Annotated in this window: 19 protein-coding genes; 5 read left to right on the top strand and 14 right to left on the bottom strand. The window is 43.1% G+C overall.

The annotated features are described in order from the left end of the window. The first annotated feature begins 87 nt into the window (after positions 1-87). Entirely contained in the window at positions 88-1,296 is a 1,209-nt protein-coding gene (locus tag ACRHOZ_RS02230) for a hypothetical protein (RefSeq protein WP_431121865.1), read from the top strand. 57 nt (positions 1,297-1,353) lie between these two features. Here the strand turns inward: ACRHOZ_RS02230 and ACRHOZ_RS02225 are convergent, their stop codons facing one another. The 5 genes from ACRHOZ_RS02225 to ACRHOZ_RS02205 form a co-directional block, all read right to left on the bottom strand. Further along, positions 1,354-3,159 carry an acyl-CoA dehydrogenase family protein gene (locus ACRHOZ_RS02225; RefSeq protein WP_431121863.1) on the bottom strand — a complete coding sequence of 602 codons (1,806 nt, stop codon included), beginning with the start codon at positions 3,157-3,159 and terminating at the stop codon, positions 1,354-1,356. 63 nt (positions 3,160-3,222) lie between these two features. Next, positions 3,223-3,579 carry a four helix bundle protein gene (locus ACRHOZ_RS02220; RefSeq protein ID WP_431121860.1) on the bottom strand — a complete coding sequence of 119 codons (357 nt, stop codon included), beginning with the start codon at positions 3,577-3,579 and terminating at the stop codon, positions 3,223-3,225. A gap of 60 nt (positions 3,580-3,639) precedes the next feature. Beyond that, entirely contained in the window at positions 3,640-4,830 is a 1,191-nt protein-coding gene (locus tag ACRHOZ_RS02215; RefSeq protein WP_431121858.1) for an acetyl-CoA C-acyltransferase, read from the bottom strand. A 66-nt stretch (positions 4,831-4,896) separates the two neighbouring features. Continuing rightward, positions 4,897-7,302 (bottom strand): 3-hydroxyacyl-CoA dehydrogenase/enoyl-CoA hydratase family protein, encoded by a 2,406-nt coding sequence (locus ACRHOZ_RS02210; RefSeq protein ID WP_431121856.1) that lies wholly within the window; start codon positions 7,300-7,302, stop codon positions 4,897-4,899. A 13-nt stretch (positions 7,303-7,315) separates the two neighbouring features. Next, entirely contained in the window at positions 7,316-7,762 is a 447-nt protein-coding gene (locus ACRHOZ_RS02205) for a MarR family winged helix-turn-helix transcriptional regulator (RefSeq protein WP_138833912.1), read from the bottom strand. A gap of 178 nt (positions 7,763-7,940) precedes the next feature. Here ACRHOZ_RS02205 and ACRHOZ_RS02200 point away from each other — a divergent pair, with 178 nt between their 5' ends. The 3 genes from ACRHOZ_RS02200 to ACRHOZ_RS02190 are packed head-to-tail and all read left to right on the top strand — an operon-like array spanning position 7,941 to position 9,406. Continuing rightward, complete coding sequence (locus ACRHOZ_RS02200; RefSeq protein ID WP_431121854.1) at positions 7,941-8,084, top strand: hypothetical protein; 144 nt, start codon at positions 7,941-7,943, stop codon at positions 8,082-8,084. A gap of 15 nt (positions 8,085-8,099) precedes the next feature. Continuing rightward, a complete protein-coding gene (locus tag ACRHOZ_RS02195) occupies positions 8,100-9,245 on the top strand; it encodes an IPT/TIG domain-containing protein (RefSeq protein WP_431121851.1) in 1,146 nt (381 codons plus the stop codon). A gap of 26 nt (positions 9,246-9,271) precedes the next feature. After that, the gene (locus ACRHOZ_RS02190; RefSeq protein ID WP_431121848.1) at positions 9,272-9,406 is read left to right on the top strand and encodes a hypothetical protein; all 135 of its coding nucleotides are present in this window, start codon (positions 9,272-9,274) and stop codon (positions 9,404-9,406) included. Positions 9,407-9,617: 211 nt separating this feature from the next. On the opposite strand, the gene ACRHOZ_RS02185 is transcribed toward ACRHOZ_RS02190, so the two are convergent. The 8 genes from ACRHOZ_RS02185 to ACRHOZ_RS02150 all read right to left on the bottom strand — a co-directional run bounded on the left by ACRHOZ_RS02185 (position 9,618) and on the right by ACRHOZ_RS02150 (position 20,400). Next, positions 9,618-11,390 carry an AMP-dependent synthetase/ligase gene (locus ACRHOZ_RS02185; protein WP_431121846.1) on the bottom strand — a complete coding sequence of 591 codons (1,773 nt, stop codon included), beginning with the start codon at positions 11,388-11,390 and terminating at the stop codon, positions 9,618-9,620. Between the two features lie 108 nt (positions 11,391-11,498). Further along, on the bottom strand, positions 11,499-11,852 hold the full coding sequence (locus tag ACRHOZ_RS02180) for a DUF4406 domain-containing protein (RefSeq protein WP_431121843.1): 354 nt from the start codon (positions 11,850-11,852) through the stop codon (positions 11,499-11,501). 78 nt (positions 11,853-11,930) lie between these two features. After that, positions 11,931-12,506, bottom strand: a complete 576-nt coding sequence (locus ACRHOZ_RS02175) for a Crp/Fnr family transcriptional regulator (protein WP_431121840.1) — start codon at positions 12,504-12,506, stop codon at positions 11,931-11,933. Further along, a complete protein-coding gene (locus tag ACRHOZ_RS02170) occupies positions 12,503-12,973 on the bottom strand; it encodes a GNAT family N-acetyltransferase (RefSeq protein ID WP_431121837.1) in 471 nt (156 codons plus the stop codon). The genes ACRHOZ_RS02175 and ACRHOZ_RS02170 overlap by 4 nt, the downstream gene beginning before the upstream one ends. A 219-nt stretch (positions 12,974-13,192) precedes the next feature. After that, positions 13,193-16,876 (bottom strand): phosphoribosylformylglycinamidine synthase, encoded by a 3,684-nt coding sequence (gene purL / locus ACRHOZ_RS02165; protein WP_431121835.1) that lies wholly within the window; start codon positions 16,874-16,876, stop codon positions 13,193-13,195. A 432-nt stretch (positions 16,877-17,308) separates the two neighbouring features. Continuing rightward, a complete protein-coding gene (locus tag ACRHOZ_RS02160; RefSeq protein ID WP_431121833.1) occupies positions 17,309-18,064 on the bottom strand; it encodes an SDR family NAD(P)-dependent oxidoreductase in 756 nt (251 codons plus the stop codon). An 86-nt stretch (positions 18,065-18,150) separates the two neighbouring features. Next, the gene (locus ACRHOZ_RS02155; RefSeq protein ID WP_431121830.1) at positions 18,151-19,059 is read right to left on the bottom strand and encodes a helix-turn-helix domain-containing protein; all 909 of its coding nucleotides are present in this window, start codon (positions 19,057-19,059) and stop codon (positions 18,151-18,153) included. A 129-nt stretch (positions 19,060-19,188) separates the two neighbouring features. After that, a complete protein-coding gene (locus tag ACRHOZ_RS02150; protein WP_431121828.1) occupies positions 19,189-20,400 on the bottom strand; it encodes an RsmB/NOP family class I SAM-dependent RNA methyltransferase in 1,212 nt (403 codons plus the stop codon). A gap of 71 nt (positions 20,401-20,471) precedes the next feature. Here ACRHOZ_RS02150 and ACRHOZ_RS02145 point away from each other — a divergent pair, with 71 nt between their 5' ends. Beyond that, a complete protein-coding gene (locus ACRHOZ_RS02145) occupies positions 20,472-21,503 on the top strand; it encodes a WD40/YVTN/BNR-like repeat-containing protein (RefSeq protein ID WP_431121825.1) in 1,032 nt (343 codons plus the stop codon). Positions 21,504-21,553: 50 nt separating this feature from the next. Here the strand turns inward: ACRHOZ_RS02145 and ACRHOZ_RS02140 are convergent, their stop codons facing one another. Further along, entirely contained in the window at positions 21,554-21,901 is a 348-nt protein-coding gene (locus ACRHOZ_RS02140) for a DUF6515 family protein (RefSeq protein WP_431121823.1), read from the bottom strand. Position 21,902: the final 1 nt, after the last annotated feature.

Genomic DNA, 21,902 nt, shown 5'->3' with positions numbered 1-21,902 from the left:
GTATGCGGATTGCGGATGCCTTCAAAATTTTGTAGGATTTCTTGTTAAATATTCGCATTATTGTCGCACCAAAAACTATACTGAAATATGCAACCAAAATTCCTGCTTGTCTTGGCAATCTTTACATTGTCACCATTGTTTATGAATTCCCAAACCCGATTTGAAAAGGGCTACTATGTGGCTCTTGATGGGAATCGTGTGGATTGCCTGATCCAAAATTCCAATTGGTCCGATAGTCCTAATCAAGTGACATACAAAATTGCTGATAGTGCTGATGAAAGCACCATTGATCCTAACAGCGTTTTGGAATTTGGAGTAGGTGGGGTTGTATACAAATCTGTTAATTCACAATTTCCAGAAACATTTTTAAAACCTAGAAAGAATGATAATGAGGCAACCCCTGAAATGGTTCAGAAGACTGTTTTTGTTAAATTGATATTGGAGGGAAAGGCGTCCTTGTACCAATATCGAGAAAAGAACCAGTTGATTTACCTCTATCAATTGGATGATGAGGCTATCGAGGTATTGAATTATAAGAAATACGTTACACTGAACGATTATAAGATTAGAGAAAATAATTTGTTCAGAAGGCAATTGTTGGAAAAATTAAATTGTAACAACTCCAGTGCCATCCAAAAGGTACAGTATAGTAGGAAATCCTTAACCGATTACGTACTAAAATTTAATAGCTGCAAAGACCCTATGGGTGTGGTTGGTTCCAAGGAGATTTCCCGAAAAAAAATGAAGATAACCGTAAAGTTGTTTGCCGGGGTTCAAAGTTATGATTTCACTTATGAGAGCCAAGGCGAGGATTTGGATTTTGAAAACAAGACCGTAGCCAAATTCGGAGCAGAACTCGAAGGGATTTTGCCATTCAATAACAACAAATGGAGTGTCTTCCTTTCTACGGACTATTCCAAATATAGCAGTGCCATTGATGCGCCAAATTCCGCAACCATAAGTTATGATATTGAGGTGACCCGATTGGGTACACTCTTAGGCGGTAGACATTATATGTTCTTGGATAATAAAAACAGCTTCTTTATTGAAGCGGCCTTAGCTTTTGACAAGGATTTTAACTCGGAAGTGAACGAGTACTTCGAAAATGAGTTTTTTGGAGACAGAGTGATTCCAGTTAGAGAGATGAGTTTTGGAGGAAGTTTTGGAGCGGGATACAGTTACAACCAAAGTATCTACGTGAAGGTAAATTATTATCCCGCGCAAAGTATTTTAAGAGGCCAAAGAACGGGTAACGAACTGTCCAGATTGGCGTTAACACTCAGTTTTAGGTTATAAAAAAACCGCCCCGGGCGGGGCGGTTCCAAATTGAGCTTTGTTTCAGCATCATTTGAATTAGTCAAAGGTATACCCGTTATCCGCTGCAACCTTGTCCGCAACCAGGGTGCGGAGTGCCACGACATTGGGTTGATTTGCATATTTCGTAAAACGTTTGAGTCCCATAAGCATCATACGTTGTTCGTCGCCTTCGGCAAAAGAAACTATCGCTTCCTTTCCTTTTTGATTGATAATATCCACAGCGCGGTACAAATATAACTTGCTCATTGCAATTTGCGCAGCCTGGGAATCTTCTCCAAATCTTTTGGCGTTTTTCTCCGTGCGTAAGATAGTGGATTCTGCCAAATAAATCTGGATCAAAATATCCGCAGCCGACATTAATAACATTTGGTGTTCTTCCAACGCTGGCCCGTACTTTTGGACTGCACTTCCGGCAATCATTAGAAACACTTTTTTCAAGCGGGTCACCAAGTCTTTTTCTTCAGAAAAAAGTTCGGAGAAATCAGGAGTATCAAAGGATGGGATGCCCATCAATTCTTCGCCAACTGCGGTGGCTGGTCCCAATAAGTCCACATGACCCTTCATGGCTTTTTTAACCAACATGCCCACGGCCAACATTCTGTTGATCTCGTTGGTTCCTTCATAGATTCTGGAAATTCTTGCGTCTCTCCAAGCAGATTCCATAGGAGTATCTGCGCTAAAGCCCATTCCACCAAATATTTGGATGCCTTCATCGGTAGTGTGCTGCACGTGTTCCGAAACAGCAACTTTTAAGATAGAGCACTCAATGGCATATTCCTCAACGCCTTTAAGCTCGGCTTCTTGGTGACTATTGCCAACAGCCTCACGCAAGGCGATTCTATCCTGGATGTTTTTGGCAGCTCTATAACAGGCTGATTCATCCGCATAAACATTGGTGGCCATATCTGCAACCTTAGCCTTTATAGCTCCGAAGTTGATAATTGGGGTTTTAAACTGAATACGCTCGTTGGCATATTTTACTGCTTCCGTGGTTACCCGACGTTGTGCTTCCAAACAGGCCGCAGCCAACTTGATTCGACCTACATTTAAGGCATTCATGGCAATTTTGAACCCATTCCCTCTCTCGGAAAGCATATTTTCAACTGGAACCTTGGTTTCGTTGAAAAACACCTGCCGGGTAGAGGAGGAGTGAATCCCCAGTTTCTTTTCCTCATCTCCAAGAGTGATTCCATTTTCTGGATCGTTTTCTACAATGAATCCAGTGATATTTTTATCGTCCTCAATTCTGGCAAAAACAATAAATACGTTACAGAATCCAGCATTGGAAATCCACATTTTTTGTCCAGTGATGTTATAAAACTTACCATCTTCAGATAAAACAGCCTTGGTTTTCCCGGAATTGGCATCCGAACCCGCTCCAGGTTCTGTTAAACAGTACGCACCAAACCATTCGCCAGTTGCCAATTTGGGGACATACTTTTGCTTTTGTTCCTCAGTTCCATACAATGTTATTGGCATGGTGCCAATACCCGTGTGTGCGCCAAATGCTGTACTAAAGGAACCTGTTGCCCCAGAAATATAATCGCATACCAACATGGTGGAGACAAATCCCATTCCCATACCGCCGTAAGCTTCTGGAACAGCGATACTCAACAAGCCCAATTCCCCAGCATTACGCATGGTTTCTTCGGTATAGGCATAGTCTTTCTGCTCAAAACGTTCCCAGTGACCCCAGAGTTCACGATCCACAAACTCTTTGGTACTTTCCCGCATCATTTTTTGCTCTTCGTTGAGGTCCTCAAGGGTAAATACATCTTCGCATTTGGTTTCCTTGACCAAGAATTGCCCACCTCGAAGAATATTTTTTTGTGTTGTTTCCATGTTTTAATTTTTTTTTAAAGAGAATGGAGTAAAGAAAAAAGAGAATAGAGCAGACCAGTAGTTTTAGTCCAAACCATTTTGGAACCCCATGGTCATTCTTTGCCATTCTTCTATTTTATCTTCCAATTTTATAAGTTGATTGTCATTGATGTATTTTCTATGGTTTGCTACTAGCAGTTGGGTGCCCAATTCAAATGATGACCCCAACGATATATCTATAAAATGTTTGAACGATCTATCTGTTCTGGCCGACCCTTCAGCAATATTGCTAGGCATTGAAACTGAACATTTACTTATCTGTGAGGCCAAATCATATCTTTCGTGTTTGGGAAATTCTATAAGCACATCTGAGATTTCATTTGAAATTTCCAAACCAAGCCGCCAGATTTTCAATTTTTTGTAATTATGCCGTGTGGCCATGCAATTAATTCTTAATCTATATTCTATTCTCTCGGCTCTTTTCTCTATTCTCTCGATTCATTAAGAAAGAAATTCATAAATGCCCGCTGCTCCTTGACCCGTGCCCACGCACATGGTCACCATGCCGTATTTTCCTTTCATGTCGCGCTTGCGCATTTCATCAAAAAGTTGGACGGACAATTTGGCGCCCGTACAACCCAATGGATGTCCTAGAGCAATGGCTCCACCATTTACATTCACAATTTCCTGATTTAAATCCAGCTCGCGCATAACCGCAAGAGATTGCGAAGCAAAGGCCTCGTTCAGCTCAATTAATTCTACATCGTTCTGTTTTAAGCCAGCTTGTTTCAAAGCCTTTGGAATAGCCTTTACCGGCCCAATTCCCATGATTCTGGGCTCTACGCCTGCTGCTGCATAGTTGACCAGTCTGGCAATAGGTTCCAAATTCAATTCCTTTACCATTTCTTCGCTCATGACCATCACGAAAGCCGCTCCATCACTCATTTGGGAGGAATTACCTGCGGTAACACTTCCTCCTGCTGCAAAAACAGGGCGTAACTTGTTCAGGGTGGGAATGTTGGTTCCTTTCCGAGGCCCTTCATCCTTACTCACCGTATAGGACTTGGTTTCCTTTTTTCCCGCTTCGTTCACAAAGGTGTGTTCCACCTCTATGGGAACAATTTGATCTTGAAAACGATTTTCTTCTTGGGCCTTAAGCGCTTTCATGTGGGAACTATAGGCAAATACATCCTGGTCCTCCCTGGATATCTTGAATTGATTGGCCACCGCTTCGGCCGTTAATCCCATACCCCAATAATAATCTTCATTTCCTTCCTTTGCTGTAGCGTAATCAGGAGTTGGTTTATAACCACCCATTGGAATATAACTCATGCTTTCGGAACCTCCGGCAATAATGCAGTCCGCCATTCCAGACTGGATTTTAGCGGTAGCAATTCCAATGGTTTCCAAACCGGATGCACAATATCTGTTGACCGTAACCCCGGGCACATCATCAATTTCCAATCCCATCAAGGAAATCAAACGGGCCATGTTCAAGCCTTGTTCTGCTTCGGGCATGGCATTACCGACAATGACATCATCGATGCGTTTTTTATCCAGATTGGGCAGCTCTTTCATCATGTGTTCAATGGTTTCCGCCGCCAGTTCATCAGGTCTTTTAAACCTAAATAAACCCCTCGGAGCCTTTCCTACTGCCGTTCTATATGCCTTTACTATATAAGCTGTTCTCATTTTTTTTAGATATGTGATGCAAGAGTCAAGAATCAAGACAATTGTCTTGGCTCTTTGTTCTAATTTCTAGTTTCTTAAAGGTTTTCCCGTTTTCAACATATGCTGTATACGTTCCAAGGTCTTTCTTTCGGTACAAAGCGATAGGAATGCTTCCCGCTCCAAGTCCAAAAGATATTGTTCGGTGACATAACTGGCCTCGGACAAATCCCCACCGGCCATTACATAGGCCAACTTATCTGCAATTTTCTTGTCATGCTCGGAGATATAGTGTCCTGCTTCCATGGAATCCGTTCCAACCAAGAACATACCCAAAGCCTGTTTTCCAAGTACCTTAACGTCCTTGCGTTTTACGGGTTTGGTATATCCAGCCTCTGCCATGAGCTTGGCATAAGCCTTGGCTGTAGCTATTTGTCGGTCTTTATTGACAACCACTACATCTTTTCCTTTTTGCATGATTCCCAAATCGTAGGCTTCATAGGCTGAAGTGCTTACTTTGGCCATTCCTATAGTGAGGAAATACTCCTGTAACACGTTCAGTTCCACATCGTTTTTACGGAAAGTATCCGAAGCACGCAAAGCCATTTCCTTGGAACCACCTCCGCCGGGAATGACCCCAACACCAAACTCCACCAATCCAATATAAGTCTCCGCAGCGGCAACAATTTTATCCGCATGCAAGGAAAGCTCACAACCACCGCCCAGGCACATTCCGTGAGGGGCTGAAATAGTTGGAATGGATGAATATCGCATCCGCATCATGGTATCCTGGAAGTATTTAATGGCCATATTCAGTTCATCATACTCTTGCTCCACGGCCATCATAAAAATCATCCCAATATTAGCCCCAACCGAGAAATTGACGGCTTGGTTTCCTACCACCAAACCTTGGAAATCCTTTTCTGCCAAATCAACCGCTTTGTTGAGTCCGGCCAAAACATCCCCACCAATGGTATTCATCTTGGATTGGAATTCGATATTTAAGATACCATCGCCCAAATCTTCGATGACCACCCCACTGTTCTTGAATACCTCATTGGATTTTCTGATATTTTCCAGAATAATAAAGGCATCCTGACCGGGTACTTTGACCATGGATTTTTCAGGAATGTTATAGTAGTATGTTGCCCCATCCTTTACAGAGTAAAATGATGTAGTTCCAGCCTCTTTCATTTCAGAAACCCAAGCCGCGGCCTCCAACCCTTCTGCTTTAATAAACTCAAGCCCTTTTTCCAGTCCTACTGCATCCCAAATCTGGAAAGGTCCATGTTCCCATCCAAATCCGGCCTTCATGGCATCGTCTATTTTATAAAGCTCATCCGATATTTCCGGAATTCGATGCGAAACATAAGCGAACAAGGCTCCAAAACTCTTTCGGTAGAATTCCCCAGCTTTGTCTTTGCCGGAAGTAAGTACTGAAAAACGATCCACCACCTTATCAATGGTCTTGGTCAACTCCAGGGTAGCGAACTTGGCACTTTTCTTGGTACGATAATCCATCGTATCCAAATCCAAAGTGAGGATCTCGCTTTTCCCTTTATCGTCCTTTACTTTTTTATAAAAGCCTTGTCCGGTCTTGCTTCCCAACCATTTGTTGTCCACCATGGTGTTGATGAAATCGGGAAGTTGGAACAACTCGAGACGTTCGTCCTCTTTGCAATTTTCATGGATGCCATTGGCAACATGTACCAAGGTGTCCAATCCTACCACATCCACAGTACGAAAGGTTGCGGATTTAGGTCGACCTATGACGGGACCTGTAAGTTTATCCACTTCTTCCACGGTCATACCCAAATCCTTAACCGCATGAAAGAGACTTTGAATACTGAAAATTCCAATCCGATTCCCAATAAAAGCAGGGGTGTCCTTAGTTACCACGGATGTTTTCCCGAGGAATTGCTCCCCATATCCGTTAAGGAAATTCAGTACTTCCTTAGAAGTTTTTGGTCCGGGAATGATCTCAAATAGTTTAAGGTATCTGGCCGGATTGAAAAAGTGGGTTCCACAAAAATGTTTTTGGAAATCCTCACTTCTTCCCTCACTCATAAACTTGATGGGAATACCTGAAGTGTTGGAAGTGATCAAAGTGCCGGGCGTTCTATGCTTTTCCAGGTTTTCGAACACCTGTTTTTTAATGTCGAGGCGTTCCACCACCACTTCAATGATCCAATCTACGTCTGCAACCTTCGCGATATCATCTTCCAAATTTCCAGTAGCGATTCTACTCGCAAAATTTTGATGATAAATAGGTGAGGGTTTGGATTTTAACGCTGCTGCCAAGGAATCGTTCACCAGTCTGTTTCGCACCACCTTGTCTTCCAAGCTGAGACCTTTGGCTTTTTCCTTCTCGTTAAGTTCTCGGGGAACAATATCCAATAGTAGTACTTCGACCCCGATATTGGCAAAGTGACAGGCTATGCCACTGCCCATGATGCCGGAACCGATTACGGCAACTTTATTGATATGCCTTTTCATGTAAGCGTTGGAATTAATTTGTTGATTTTATATATATTTTTTTATCTACGATAAGCTTGTTGATCACTGCTGCGGTCTTAAAAAAGCTGGCCAAATCCTCTTCCGAAACATGTTCTTTGACCACTTCGTTGAACCGAAGCACCACATCTTTGGAATCCTTTCGTTTGTCCAGCCCCAAAGCCGTAAGGTGAATCAAAACACCTCGTCCGTCCTTGGGATTGGGTTTCCGTTGAATGTAACCCCGTTCCTCTATGTTCTTCAGAATTCTGGATAGGCTAGTAGCCTCCATACCCATTTTAGGTCCCAAAGCGGTACTAGGGGTACCTTTTTTGGGGTCTATGCTCAGTAGGGTAAAACCTATGGCCATGGTAAGTCCGTAGTTCTTGGCTTCCTCATTGTACATCTTGCTAACCGCTTGCCAAGTGGCCCTTAAAGCATAATCAATGGTCAAATCTTTCATGGAACAGGATTGGTGTGACCAAATATACAAAAATTTATTATGCATGCATAATAAATATAATTTAGTTTGAGAGGTAGTTTCAAATAGGAATACCCATCCGTCAATTGAAACAGGGCATCCGTCAATTTAGGGGAAGATTTTTCATTAGGAGCCAGTAAACTAGCCCCAAAATTTTAAGATGATGAAAAAAATATGGAATTCCATTTTGGTATTGGCCGCAACAGGTGTTTTGGTACTGGCCTGTAGCAAAAACAAAGATGACGACACCCCACCAGAGGAAACCAATACCCTGGAAATTACAAGTTTCGCTCCCTTGACATAGGAAGTGGGCAAAACAGTGACCATTACAGGTAAAAACTTTGCCACCACCACTAGTGGGAACGTGGTGCAATTTAACGGAGTTAACGCCTCCTTGAACAGTGCCACAGCTAACCAATTGGTAGCCGTTGTGCCGACTGGTGATGTTGATGGGAAGATTAAAGTGACAGTTGGCACAGAAATGGCAACAAGCACCCAAGATTTTACACTTAAGGAACCTGAGGAACAATTGGCGGATGTTTATGCAGCAGGATATTATTATAATGGTTCGTTCAGTGCCATGTATTGGAAAAATGATGTGGAGATTGTTTTGGAGGAGGGTGAATCTTCGGCTGAATCAATATACGTTAGTAATGAAGATGATGTCTATGTTGGTGGACACAGGTATTTAAATGGTGTAAAAACTGGAACCGTTTGGAAAAATAATGAGATTTATCTGTCACTATCGAATGAACAAAATGAGACCAACATAACTTCAATTTATGTTAAATCAGATGGAACGCTTTATTCTGCGGGAACAATTAGGATTGATGGTATACGTACGGCCACAGTCTGGGAAGATGGAGAAGTTCTTTATTCAATGAATGAGTTTGGAGATAATTCTCAGGCAGAATCTATTGTTGTTGATGGAACTGATGTGCTGGTAGGAGGAAGAGAGTTCGACCCTAACTGGGGAGTTTACCTTGCAAGGATTTGGAAAAATGGTCAAGTAATTCATCAACTGGGAGATTTCTCAGAATCAAGAGTGTGGGATTTATGCCTTCACAATGATGAAATATTGGCTTCAGGGGAAGAGACTATTGATGATGAAGATGATTATAAAGGGGCAATGGTTTGGAAGAATAGCGGAACTCTTTATACTCTAAACAAGGCCAAAGAAAATGCTGTGGGATTCGCTATCGGAGTTACTTTGGATGGAGCAATAATCACAGCGGGCTATGAAAAAGAGAACAACTCCAGGTTTGCCACGTACTGGAATAACAGCAATGCAATAACAATTGGTAGCGAAGGCTCTCAGATAATGGATTTATTCATAAAAAATAATGACAAGTATTTTGGGGGTGTTCAAGGTAACGCTGCGATTGTATGGAAAAATGAAGGGGTTCTTTTTTCATTTGCCGCTGAGAATTGGGAAAAAAGAGTGAATTCCATATTTGTGAAGTAGAAGAAATTACTTTAGCTTTTGGAATAATGGAAACTGAATATCTGCTTACCGGTAAAAACAGGGAGATTTTACTAAAGTCCATCAAGGAGTTGAAGGAAGGCAACTGCATTCAGAAAAAGTTGGAGGATTTAGCGGATATAGATTTTGCCAAGGAGAGGTAAGTTAGAGTGATTTTCAACCGTATTTGATATTTAGAGACACACCCCAAGCCCCTCTCGAGAGGGGAACTCCATTGGAGTAAATTTAAAACTCCCTTCTTGAGAAGGGAAAATTTCAACTTGTTGAAATTAGGGAAGTGTTCGAAATCGGGGATGTGTCATTAAGAAAAGTAAAAACCCTCCGCTTTGCGGAGGGTTCTTTTTTTGGTTGGTTCTAATACCCGTAAATACTATTGTACAGGTCTAGATATTTTTCCTTGACAATTTTTCTGCGGAGTTTCATGGTCGGGGTCAGGTGGCCGTCATCCACGCTCCAAACATCCGGGGTAAGCCTAAACTGTTTTACTTTTTCCCATTTGGCAAAATCCTCGTTGGCCAAATCTATTTCTTCCTGGAAGCGGGAAATGACTTTGTCATTTATGGTAATATCCGAGTTGGCGCCCACAGTAATCTCGTGTCGTTTGGCCCATTCGTGCAAAAACTCAAAGTTGGGTTGTATCAAGGCAGCTGGCATTTTCTCACCTTCGCCCACAACCATTATCTGTTCTATAAACCGGGATTGCTTAAAACGGTTTTCCAACAATTGCGGGGCCACATACTTTCCACCAGAGGTCTTGAACATTTCCTTTTTACGGTCGGTGATGCGAAGGAAACCATCGGCATCCACCTCTCCTATATCTCCAGTGTGGAAGTAGCCATCTTTTAAAACTTCAGCGGTTTTTTCAGGATCCTTGTAATAGCCTTGCATCACCTGTGGTCCCTTAATGCAGATTTCACCATCATCGGCAATCTTAACTTCCGTTCTTGCAATAGGTCTACCTACGGTTCCAATTTTAAAACCGCTTTCCCGCATATCGTTTACAGAAACCACTGGGGAAGTCTCGGTAAGGCCGTATCCTTCCATAACGCCCATTTCAGCAGCGTTGAAAATCCGTGCCAAGCGGGGTTGTAAGGCAGCACTACCTGAGGCTATCAATTTCAAGTTGCCGCCAAGTCCTTCTTTCCACTTGCTAAAAATAAGTTTACGGGCCAAGGCCAATTTCTTTTCGTACCACCAACCATTTTGTCTGTAGGGTTCGTATTTGAGTCCCACTTCAACGGCCCAGAAAAAAAGTTTCCTTTTAATACCGGTAAGTGCTGCTCCTTTGGCTATGATTTTGTCGTATACCTTTTCCAACAGGCGGGGAACGGCTGTCATTACATGTGGTTCCGTTTCCTTGAGATTGTCGCTTATGGTTTCCAGGGATTCGGCATAATGAATAGCTACACCTCTATATTGATACAGATAAATAAGCATTCGCTCATATACATGGCAGAGGGGCAAAAAGCTCAGGGAGCGGGTTTCGCCATCCACAATGGGAAAACGCTTGGAACTTTCAATGGCGTTGCTTACCAGATTATCATGGGACAGCATTACCCCTTTGGGTCTTCCTGTGGTACCAGAAGTATAAATCAAGGTGGCCAAGTCATTGGGTGTTACCTGCGCTTTCAACTTTTCCACTTCATACTGATTTGAAGTATCAGCACCCAAATCCAAAACTTCTTTCCAGTTTTTGCAATTGCCCAATTCGTCAAAGGAGTATACATCCTTTAAGTTCTTGATTTTGGAAGACACTTCGAGCACCTTTTCCAAAACCTCATTGCAGGAAACAAAACAATATTTTGCCTCGGAGTGGTTCAGTACATATTCATAATCTGCCGCTGAAATGGTAGGGTAAATGGGTACATTCTGCGCACCAATTTGCAATACCCCTATATCCATAATGTTCCATTCCGTTCTGTTGGTCATGGAAATCACGGCAATTTTGTCGTTTGGCTGAACCCCCAATCTCAATAAAGCTCGGCTAACGGCATTGGCCCGATCTATATAGGCCTGGGTAGAGGTAGGTACCCACGTTCCGTTGTATTTGGTAACCAGCGAATTTTCAAGGGGGAATTTTTCCAATTGGTAATATGGAAAATCAAATAATCTGGTAACTGTTTGCATAGTAAGTTTCTGTAAAGTAATTGCAAAATAGGAAATAGGACCCAGATTAAGAAATGGTATTCTTACTATAAGGAGGGAAAAATTTAAAAATTGATAATGAGACTTTCTTTAGGCCGATGGAATCTCATCCAGGGAATAATATACCTTAAGTCCATTTTTTTTGGCCACCTCAACGTCCTGATCGGCACCCTTGGATTCCCCTTGGATTCGGAGGATGGCATCGCATTTAAGCAGCATACGATGCGCTGCTGGATACTGAATTTCCTGCCATATTTTATCTCCCGGTTCTTTTGCTCCGGCCAATTTAAGAAGGGGCAAGGCCAACCATTCCCCAATAATGGGCATGTGTCCCATTCGGAACAGCGGCAAGGCCATTGCCTCCAAACGTTCCAAGTTTTTTTTCATAAGGATTGGGTCGTTGTTTGTGCCACTTCTATAGGGACCTGCTATCAATATCATCATAATAAGGCATTTTTGATCTTGATAAAGTAAGCTCGAAATGTTATGATGGCAAATAAAGTAGTTTAAGAAACGGGATTGCTAAGGGTTGTTGCGAATCATGCTTAAGAATTCCGGGGTAATACCTAGGTAGGATGCAATCTGTTTTTGGTTGAGCTGTTTTGAAATTTCAGGGTACCTGGTCTTGAAAATTTCATACTTTTCCTTGGCTGGAAGAGAAAGGTTTTCCATGCTTCTTCGCTGTTCCCGTATGTACGCATTTTGCATTAGGATTCTAAAGAAGCGTTCCAAGTTTGGAATCTGAACAAGAAGATGCTCATAATCCGATTTGGACAGTCGGAAGACGGATGATGGGACAAGTGCCTCAATGTTAACCGCACTCTTTTGCTCTTTGACAAACGCAAACACATCGGTAATCCACCAATCCGAGATGGCAAACATGACCGTATGTTCCTTGCCATCCTCGGCTAATGAATAAGCCCGCAACATACCTTCGTTTACAAAGTATATAGCGTCGCAAAAAGCTGCCTGCTCCAATAAGACCTCCTGTTTTTGAAGCTGCACATGATGAAGTTGGGATACAAATGTTTTACGCTCTTCGGGTGTTAGCTGAATGTGCTTTTCCAAGTTGGCGAGAATACCCCTAAATTCCTTCATTGGGTAGGATTAAGGTGTAGTTTCATGCCTTCGTGCGAATTAGTAAATCCTAAGGTTTTATAGAATTCCAAAGCATCTGGGCGTTTTTTGTCTGTAGTGAGCTGCACTACATGTGCTCCTCTTTCCTTGGCCCGCTCAATGGCCCATTGGAACAACTTTTTTCCAATTCCCATGCCTCGACAATCATGGTGCACCCGAACAGCTTCTATTTGAGCTCGAATCCCACCTTGATAAGTCAAATATTGAATAAAACTTAGCTGCATGGTGCCAATGACGTTGCCAGAATCGTCCTTGGTTACTATCAATTCCTGATTTGGATCTTGACTGATGTTCTTGAAAGCCTCTAGGTACTTTTCAGGAAGGGGTTCCCTAAAATCCTCCCGTAGCTTTCCCAATTTGTCATTGGCCAGCATTTCAACAATTGCAGGGATGTCTTTAAGAGTAGCTTGGCGGATATTGTTTGGCACAATTAGGTTGTTTTTAACTGTTTGACACGAACCTGTCTGCCGGTAGGCAGGTATCACTAATTTAACGAATTACGTTTTTGCTATGTAAGTGGTTCAAGGGTTTGACACGAATGTCACGAATTTACGCGAATCTTAAAATTTATGAATTAGGATAAACATAGAACCGCTGTGCTGAGCAGCTACCCGTCTAACAATCCAACAATCTAACTTAATCCAGAGCTAGCTATTTTCCTCCACCCATTCCCTGGCATTGATAAACGCTTGTAGCCAGGGCGAGACCTCATCATTCCTATCCTTCGGATAGTGCGCCCAGTTCCATGGAAAAGTGGAACGCTCAATATGTGGCATGGTCACCAAGTGTCTGCCTGTTTTGTCACATAGCATGGCGGTATTGAAATCACTCCCGTTGGGGTTGGCCGGATAGCTTTCATAACCGTATTTGGCCACAATATCATATTGGTTTTCGGAATGAGGGAGGCTAAACTTTCCTTCGCCATGGGAAATCCATACCCCTAATGTAGATCCCGCCATGGAGCCCAACATCACCGAATTGTTCTCTTGAATTTTGACCGAAGTAAAATTACTTTCGTGCTTGCCCGAATCATTGTAGGTCAATCGCCCATGTGTTTCATGATCGGGATTGATCAAATCCAACTCCATGAACAATTGGCAACCATTGCAGATTCCTATGGATAGGGTGTCCGGTCTGGCAAAGAAGTCGTTGATGACCTTGTTGGCCTTCTCATTGTATTTGATGGCACCAGCCCATCCCTTAGCACTCCCGAGCACGTCAGAATTGGAAAAACCGCCCACAGCACCCAAAAACTGAATATCTTCCAGAGTTTCCCTTCCAGAAATCAAATCGGTCATATGCACATCCTTTACATCAAATCCGGCCAAGAATAGAGCGTTGGCCATTTCACGTTCGGAATTGCTTCCTTTTTCACGAAGGATCGCTGCTTTAGGCTTCTCGATACTTCCCGATTTCATCGGGACACTCGAAGCGACGCCTTCTGGAAACTTGTAAACCAAGGGCTGGTTTTTGTAGTTTTCATAGCGGTCTTTGGCCAAATCATTCGCAGTCTGTTTATCATCAAGCAAATATGAAGTCTTGAACCAAGTGTCCCTTAACGATGGAATGTTCAGGCCTATTTCTATACCATGGTTTTTGATGGTCAGTTCCTCTTTTGATGAAACTGAACCAATTTTGATTGCCTCAATCCCTGCATGCCTAAGCGCTTCTTCCGCTGAATTGTCCTTAGCTTGGAAAACGATTCCAGCATTTTCGGCGAAAAGCAATTTGATGGTATCTTCTTCACCAATTTTGGTAAGATCCAGTTGTGCTCCAAGAGCCAAATCAGCAAAGCACATTTCCAAAAGAGTGGTGATCAATCCTCCGGAAGCCACATCATGACCTGCAAGAATTTTATCGTCTTTAATCAATGATTGGAGGGTGTTGAACACCAACTTTACATAGGCGGCATCTCTTACCGAAGGCGCTTCATTACCTATTTCATTCAGGATTTGGGCGAATGAGGAGCCTCCTAATTTGTATCCGTCCTTTGACAAGTTAATGTAATAAATATCCCCGCCATCTTTTTGCAAGACGGGTTCAACTATTTTGTTGATGTCATTACAATTTGCAGCTGCAGAAATTATCACTGTGCCTGGTGAAAGCACGTCACCATCCTTATACTTTTGCTTCATGGATAGGGAATCCTTGCCCGTGGGCACATTGATTCCCAATGCAATGGAGAAATCGGAAACGGCTTTAACGGCCTCGTACAAACGGGCATCCTCACCTTCATTTTTACAGGGCCACATCCAATTGGCAGATAAGGAAACCGACTTAAGCCCATCCTTCAAAGGCGCCCATATGATATTGGTCAAAGCTTCTGTGATACTATTGCGGCTACCGGCAACTGGGTCTACCAAGCCTGAGATTGGCGAGTGTCCAATACTGGTGGCGATTCCTTCCTTGCTTTTGAAATCCAATGCCATCACCCCGCAATTGTTTAAGGGTAACTGCAGCGGGCCCGCACATTGTTGTTTGGCTACGCGACCTCCAACACAGCGGTCTACTTTATTGGTCAGCCAGTCCTTGCAGGCCACGGCCTCCAACTGTAGTAGCTGTTCCAGATAATCGTGAAAATGTTCAAGGGAGTAATTGAGTTTGGCGTATTCGCGAAGCACTGTGCGGTCCTCCATTATGGTTTTTGGGGAACTTCCAAACATGTCGGAAAGCTCCAAATCCATGGGTTTATCTCCAGATTTATCGGATACAAATGTGAAGCGATGATCTCCTGTAACCTCACCCACGTCGTACATGGGAGAGCGCTCACGAGCCGCGATACGATCCAACAAATCCAGGTCTTTTTTTCCAATAACCAATCCCATTCTTTCCTGGGATTCGTTCCCAATAAGTTCTTTGGCCGATAAGGTAGGGTCACCGACAGGAAGTTTATCGGTATTGATGGTACCTCCCGTTTCTTCAACCAATTCGGACAAACAATTAAGATGCCCTCCAGCACCATGGTCATGAATTGAAACAATGGGGTTATCATGACTCTCCACCATTCCTCGAATGGCATTAGAAGCCCTTTTTTGCATTTCGGGATTGGAGCGTTGTACAGCATTCAGCTCAATGGCCGAACTAAATTCCCCGGTATCTGCACTGGAAACTGCAGCTCCCCCCATTCCGATACGATAATTATCTCCTCCCAGAATGACTATTCTGTCTTCTTTTTGGGGTTGATCTTTAAGGGCTTGCTCTTTTTTCCCATATCCAATTCCCCCCGCCAGCATAATGACCTTGTCAAAGCCTAGTTTTCTAGCTTCCTCCTGATGTTCGAAGGTAAGCACGGAACCTGCGATTAGGGGTTGTCCAAATTTGTTCCCAAAATCGGAGGCACCGTTGGAAGCCTTGATCAAAATATCCATGGGAGTCTGGTACAACCAGTCGCGTTCCGCCATGCCCTTTTCCCACGGACGGCCCTGAGCGGAGTCGAATGGGTCTTCCAATCGGGAGTAGGAGGTCATGTATACCGCAGTTCCTGCTAATGGAAGCGAGCCTTTTCCGCCTGCCAAACGATCTCTGATTTCCCCTCCGGAACCTGTGGCTGCGCCATTAAAAGGTTCTACCGTGGTGGGAAAGTTGTGTGTTTCGGCTTTCAAGGATAGAACTGAGTCAAACTCTGTTTCTTCATAATAGTCGGGCTTGTCGGCTGTTTTGGGAGCAAATTGCACCGCTTTGGGGCCTTTTATAAAAGCTACATTATCCTTGTAGGCTGAAACAATTTCATTTGGATTTTCCTCCGAAGTCTTCTTGATCATTTTGAACAGGGAGGATGGTTTTTCTTCCCCATCAATAATAAATGTCCCATTGAAGATTTTATGTCGGCAATGTTCTGAATTCACCTGGCTGAAGCCAAATACCTCCGAATCCGTCAACTTTCTGCCAATACGTTTTGCCAACTCCTCCAAATAGGAGACCTCATCTTCACTAAGCGCCAGACCCTCCTGCTGGTTGTAGCTGGCTATATCATCAATTTCCAAAATGGGTTCTGGAACAATGTTAATAGTGAAAATATCCTGGTCTAGTCCCTGGTACTTTTGAAAAAGCATGGGGTCATAGTCTTGATGTCCCTCTTCCGTTGCATAAAACTCTTCAATCCTTTGGATGCCCTCAACACCCATATTCTGGGTTATCTCTGTGGCATTGGTACTCCAGGGAGTGATCATGGCTGCCCGAGGTCCAATAAAAAAGGCGTCAAGAGACGCCGCGTTTATTTTGGACTGGTTGCCAAACAACCATGTAAGTTTCTGAATGTCTTTTGGTGCAATTTCTTGAGCAGTCTGGACGGCAAAAACCTTTGTTGCCTGGTCCCCAAAGAAATGAATCATATCAGCCTAATTGTTGAACAGATTAAGAAAGTGCAAATTTACAGGTTTAACTTGGATTTTAATGGTTGTGGAGTTGGATTTGTTAACCAGTAGGTGTTGATAGTTTCATTCATCAAATTAAAGGAGCCATTCGTCAATTCATAACGGTCAGTTGTTGATTTATACCGGATTTCCAGCCATTGATTCAATAAATTTCGAAAATGGGACAACGGTTCTGGCGGGAATTGATAAATCTATAGTTTTAAATAATGGACAAACCTACTAAAACTAAAAAGCGGCATACCAAATTTGACGTGCCGCTTAAAAGAACATTAGGATTCCTTATTGCTTTAGGATTTGCGATAGGTATAATTCACCTATTAAAATTGGAAGAGGACAAGGATGCATTTATTTTAATCAAGCAACTCTTGCGAAGATTTTTTGCTTGACCCATCAAATAAACATCCCCCCGGAGACTTCAATGCGCTGACCGTTGATCCATTTGGCCGCATCAGAACAAAGAAATGCCACTACACCACCAATATCATGACTTTCACCAACTCTGCCAAGGGCGGTTAAGTTGGCAATGTGGTCCATTACCTGAGGTATTTCCTCGAAACGCTCCTTGTTGAAATCGGTGTTGATGGCTCCAGGAGCCACGGTATTTGCTTTAATTTTACGAGGTCCCAACTCTTTGGCCAGATATCTGGTGAAGACTTCCACAGCTCCTTTCATTGCCGCGTAGGCCGAATATCCGGGAAAGGAAAAACGAGCAAGCCCGCTTGATATATTGACAATTCCACCTCCATCTTTTAGAATGGGCAAAAGGGTCTGGGTTAAAAAATACACCCCTTTAAAGTGGACATTAAACAACTGATCGAAATTTTCCTCATTGGTTTCGGCAACAGATGCGTTATACCCGAATCCGGCATTGTTGATCAGAAAATCGATGGTATCCGAATCAAATTCCGTTTTTAGGGTTTGTTCCAGTAGGGTTTTAAAAGATTGAAATGAAACTTTGGTGGTGTCCAACTGCAAGGCAACACCTTGTCTACCAATGCCCTCTATCTCACCAATGGTGGTTTCGGCAGCTGCTTTGTTTGAATGGTATGTGATGACCACATCCAAGCCTTTTTTGGCAAGTTCGATGGCCATGTCCCTACCCAGCCCTCGACTTCCGCCCGTGATCAATGCAATTTTTGTACTCATGTTTTTTGTTTTTATTTATGAATACTGCAAAGTTCAACAGGGTTGACTTGATTATCTTGTGAGGGTCAATCCAATAATTGCAAAAATCAAACAATTTCTATTTTTCGAAACTTTAAGGGAGAAAGGTCGGTGTGTTTTTTGAAGAAGTTGGAAAAATGGGCCGTTTCCTCAAATCCGAGTGCGAATGCGATTTCGGCTATATTCCAATTGCTGTGTCTTACAAGTATTTTGGCTTCTTTGATAATCCGTTCCGCAATTAAGTGGGAGGTGCTTTTCTGTTCAACTTCCTGTAATGCCCGGTTTAGATGGTTTGTATGGACACTGAGTTGATTGGCAAAATCAGATGGGGAACGAAGCTTCATGCGCTGCCCCGTGCTCTCTATGGGGAACTGTCTTTCCAATAGTTCGGTAAACAGGGAGGTAATTCTCTCCGAGGCGTTGGAATGGATATTGCCAATAGTATGGGCAGGCTGCAGTTTCATAGCCTCATGAATGAGTTCAAAAACTAGGTTTCTCAAGATATCATACTTGAAGGCGTAATCTGCATTCAGCTCTTTGAACATGCGTTGAAACAAGGGCGTAAACCTGTCAATATCCTGATGGGTCAACTGAACCACGGGAATCCCTCCAGGCTGAAAAACAGGGTAGTTTAAAAGGGCGCCAAATTGATGAAAAAAGGTTTCGGTGAACACGCAAAAATACCCCGTAAGTTGCTCATCTATTTGTTCCCAATTGTACGGTATTTGCGGGTTGGAGAATACCAGCACATGTTCATCAACCGGCACCACCTTATCGGCGTAGTACACCTTGCTCTTTCCGGAAACCAAGCTTATTTTGAAGTAATCCCTGCGGTTAAAGGGCATAGGTTTGGGTTTAGGTCCCGCAAATTCGTCCAACTTAAATACATTGAAGTGACCTATACCGGTTTTGAGATTATCAGGAATACCATTTTGACTGGAACTATAAAACTCCTCGATGGAAACACGTTTGGCCATGCTCCAAAGTTACATAAATCAAATAAATCGGATTATTGGATTGTTGGATTACTTCGAGCTAGGAATTTGGGAATTCAAGTTTGGAATTTGAAGATCGAATGGATTGTTTGATTGTTAATTGAACATGGTTCACTGTTTCTTGAGCAACGCCATATAGAAACCATCATATCCATGTTCCGATGCATAGATATTTTGCTCTTTGACCAACGTAAACTCCTGCCCAGGTTCAGAATCCAAGAACTTTTGCACTTGCTCCGTGTTTTCCTGTGGAAGAATAGAACAGGTGGCATAGACCATTTGCCCACCTTTTTTGAGCATTTTGCTGTAATTCTGAAGAATATCCTGCTGCACGCCCATAATGCGGTCAATAAATTCAGGTTCCAGCTTCCATTTGGAGTCTGGATTACGACGAATTACGCCCAATCCCGAGCAAGGAGCATCCAGCAAAAGTCGGTCTGCGCTATTGTGCAGTTTTTTGATGACCTTGGTGGAATCAATAACCCTTGTTTCCACATTGTGAACCCCATTGCGACGCGCTCGAATCTTCAGTTTTTTGAGTTTGCTCTCATAAATGTCCAGTGCTATCAACTGTCCTTTGTTTTGCATTTGTGCGGCCAAATGCAAGGTTTTACCCCCTGCACCGGCGCAGGCATCCACCACACGTTGTCCGGGTTTCACCTCCAAAAAAGGAGCCACCAATTGGGAAGAGGCATCCTGCACTTCAAACAAGCCATCCTTAAAGGATTCCGTGGTGAAAACATTTTTCCTTTCCTTGAGTTTTAAGGCATCTGGATAGCCCTTGATAGGTTCAGTTTCAATTTCGTGTTGTTCCAATGCAATTTGAAGCTGCTCCTTTTTTATTTTCAAGGTGTTGGTTCGAAGGATGACCTCGGCCTGCTTGTTCAATGCAGCGATTTCCTTTGTCCAAAGTTCATTTCCCAAGGACTTTTCACCAAGCTCATCCATCCAATCTGGAACGGATTCTTTTATCTTTCTGATTTTGGACAGCTCATCAAACCTACCCTTGATTCGACGCTCGGGAGTACCTTCCAACTGTTTCCAATCCGGGATTCGGATACCTCTCAATACGCACCATACGGCAAACAATCGGAACAAATGTTCCCTGGAGTAGGGTTCGTGCACTTCCGATATTTCAGTATAAAGGCGTTTCCAACGCACAATGTCGTAAGTGGTTTCGGCAATAAAGCCACGATCCCGTGCTCCCCACCGCTTATCATACCGCAGTACTTTCTCAATTACCTTATCGGCATATTCATTTTCGTTGAAGATCATGTTTAACGCATCAATCACGGCAAAGACCAAGTTTCGGTGTAATCGCATCCCAAAAATTAAGAAATGCAAAGGTATGGTTTCTAATAAGATTCCAATTACATTTGGGCAAACACATCTGCATGAAATACTTCCCATTACTTACCTTATTGATTTTGATTGCTGCCTGTTCCAAAAAGGAAAGACCAAAGCCTTTTTCCAAAGTTCAAATAGAGACTGTTTTTGAGGATTCGGTAAGCATACGGGCCATTGAATTTTTGGATAGCAAAACTTTGGCATTTGCAGGGAGTGGCGGTGTGTATGGAACTGTGGATGTTAATACCCATACAGTACGTTCCAATATTCAAGCCCATGACAGCCTTTATCCTGGATTTAGGGCCGTGGGAAAGACGACTACGGATTTTTTTATGCTTTCTGCTGGAAATCCTGCATTACTTTACAAAACTGGAGATGCGGGAACAATGGAACTGGTATATAAGGATGAAGGCGAGGGTGTTTTTTATGATTCCATGAAATTTTGGAATGATAGGGAAGGTATGGCCGTTGGCGACAGCATGAATGGGTGCTTGTCCATCATCATTACGCGGGATGGAGGTAATACCTGGACTAAATTGCCTTGTTCACAGTTGCCCGATGCCGAAGAAGGGGAAGGGGCATTTGCAGCCAGCAATACCAATATTGCCACTGTTGGCAACAATGCTTGGATCGCGACAACGGCTGGTGCGGTCTATAAATCTATGGATAAGGGTAAAACCTGGTCAAAAACCGCAACTCCCATTGTTAATGAAAAACCCACCGAAGGTATTTACTCCATCGATTTTTATGATGAAAATGTGGGGTTTGCCATAGGAGGGGATTATACCCAGCCCCAATCCAATAAAGCCAATAAGGTTGTTACCCAAGACGGGGGTGTAACTTGGCAATTGGTTGCCGATGGGGAGGAACCCAACTATAAAAGCTGTGTACAATATGTACCCAATTCTGATGGTGAAGGATTGGTAGTGGTTGGGTTTACAGGGATTTCCTATTCCCAAGATTCAGGACAGCATTGGAAACGGCTTAGCGATGAAGGCTTTTACTCCCTTCGTTTTTTGAACGATACGGTTGCCTACGCCTCTGGAAAAAATCGGATTGCCAAATTGGTATTTCAATAAAAAAGCGACGAGAATATCGCCGCTCTTTTCTAACTACTAACCAAACCAACTTAAACGTTGACCACCACGTAATGGCGACCTGATTTTTTATACCAGATACCTCTGGACTTGTATAGTTTTCTTCCGTTTACCACAACCACGGTTCGGGTTCTGGGGAGTCTTCTCACTTTGATTCCTACTGGAGCGGCACAAACCACATACCTTTTTCCGCGGGCTTTGTACCACACGCCATCCGCGAAATAGAAATTGGTCTTTTTGTGCACTACTACTCGTGGCTTTTTAATGGTAGTTACCACGGTTCCATGTTGGGGATATACGCGAACCACCGTTCTTTGGGCACTAATGGCCATTGTTCCCAAAAGGGCAACGGCAACTAGGATTGTTTTTAAAGCTTTCATA

The organism is Flagellimonas flava (assembly GCF_050617915.1).
In the GTDB taxonomy this organism is placed as follows: Bacteria; Bacteroidota; Bacteroidia; order Flavobacteriales; family Flavobacteriaceae; genus Flagellimonas; species Flagellimonas flava_A.
Note: the sequence above shows the minus strand (reverse complement) of the source record. Positions and strands in the feature narration are given on the sequence as shown.

Bases quoted from the DNA above. Each gene is read 5' to 3' on its own strand.
- ACRHOZ_RS02225 (WP_431121863.1), bottom strand. From the start codon at position 3,159: ATGGAAACAACACAAAAAAATATTCTTCGAGGTGGGCAATTCTTGGTC.
- ACRHOZ_RS02145 (WP_431121825.1), top strand. From the start codon at position 20,472: ATGAAATACTTCCCATTACTTACCTTATTGATTTTGATTGCTGCCTGT.
- purL (WP_431121835.1), bottom strand. From the start codon at position 16,876: ATGATTCATTTCTTTGGGGACCAGGCAACAAAGGTTTTTGCCGTCCAG.
- ACRHOZ_RS02160 (WP_431121833.1), bottom strand. From the start codon at position 18,064: ATGAGTACAAAAATTGCATTGATCACGGGCGGAAGTCGAGGGCTGGGT.
- ACRHOZ_RS02220 (WP_431121860.1), bottom strand. From the start codon at position 3,579: ATGGCCACACGGCATAATTACAAAAAATTGAAAATCTGGCGGCTTGGT.
- ACRHOZ_RS02140 (WP_431121823.1), bottom strand. From the start codon at position 21,901: ATGAAAGCTTTAAAAACAATCCTAGTTGCCGTTGCCCTTTTGGGAACA.
- ACRHOZ_RS02175 (WP_431121840.1), bottom strand. From the start codon at position 12,506: ATGAAGGAATTTAGGGGTATTCTCGCCAACTTGGAAAAGCACATTCAG.
- ACRHOZ_RS02185 (WP_431121846.1), bottom strand. From the start codon at position 11,390: ATGCAAACAGTTACCAGATTATTTGATTTTCCATATTACCAATTGGAA.
- ACRHOZ_RS02200 (WP_431121854.1), top strand. From the start codon at position 7,941: ATGATGAAAAAAATATGGAATTCCATTTTGGTATTGGCCGCAACAGGT.
- ACRHOZ_RS02180 (WP_431121843.1), bottom strand. From the start codon at position 11,852: ATGATGATATTGATAGCAGGTCCCTATAGAAGTGGCACAAACAACGAC.
- ACRHOZ_RS02210 (WP_431121856.1), bottom strand. From the start codon at position 7,302: ATGAAAAGGCATATCAATAAAGTTGCCGTAATCGGTTCCGGCATCATG.
- ACRHOZ_RS02215 (WP_431121858.1), bottom strand. From the start codon at position 4,830: ATGAGAACAGCTTATATAGTAAAGGCATATAGAACGGCAGTAGGAAAG.
- ACRHOZ_RS02150 (WP_431121828.1), bottom strand. From the start codon at position 20,400: ATGCGATTACACCGAAACTTGGTCTTTGCCGTGATTGATGCGTTAAAC.
- ACRHOZ_RS02205 (WP_138833912.1), bottom strand. From the start codon at position 7,762: ATGAAAGATTTGACCATTGATTATGCTTTAAGGGCCACTTGGCAAGCG.
- ACRHOZ_RS02190 (WP_431121848.1), top strand. From the start codon at position 9,272: ATGGAAACTGAATATCTGCTTACCGGTAAAAACAGGGAGATTTTACTA.
- ACRHOZ_RS02155 (WP_431121830.1), bottom strand. From the start codon at position 19,059: ATGGCCAAACGTGTTTCCATCGAGGAGTTTTATAGTTCCAGTCAAAAT.
- ACRHOZ_RS02230 (WP_431121865.1), top strand. From the start codon at position 88: ATGCAACCAAAATTCCTGCTTGTCTTGGCAATCTTTACATTGTCACCA.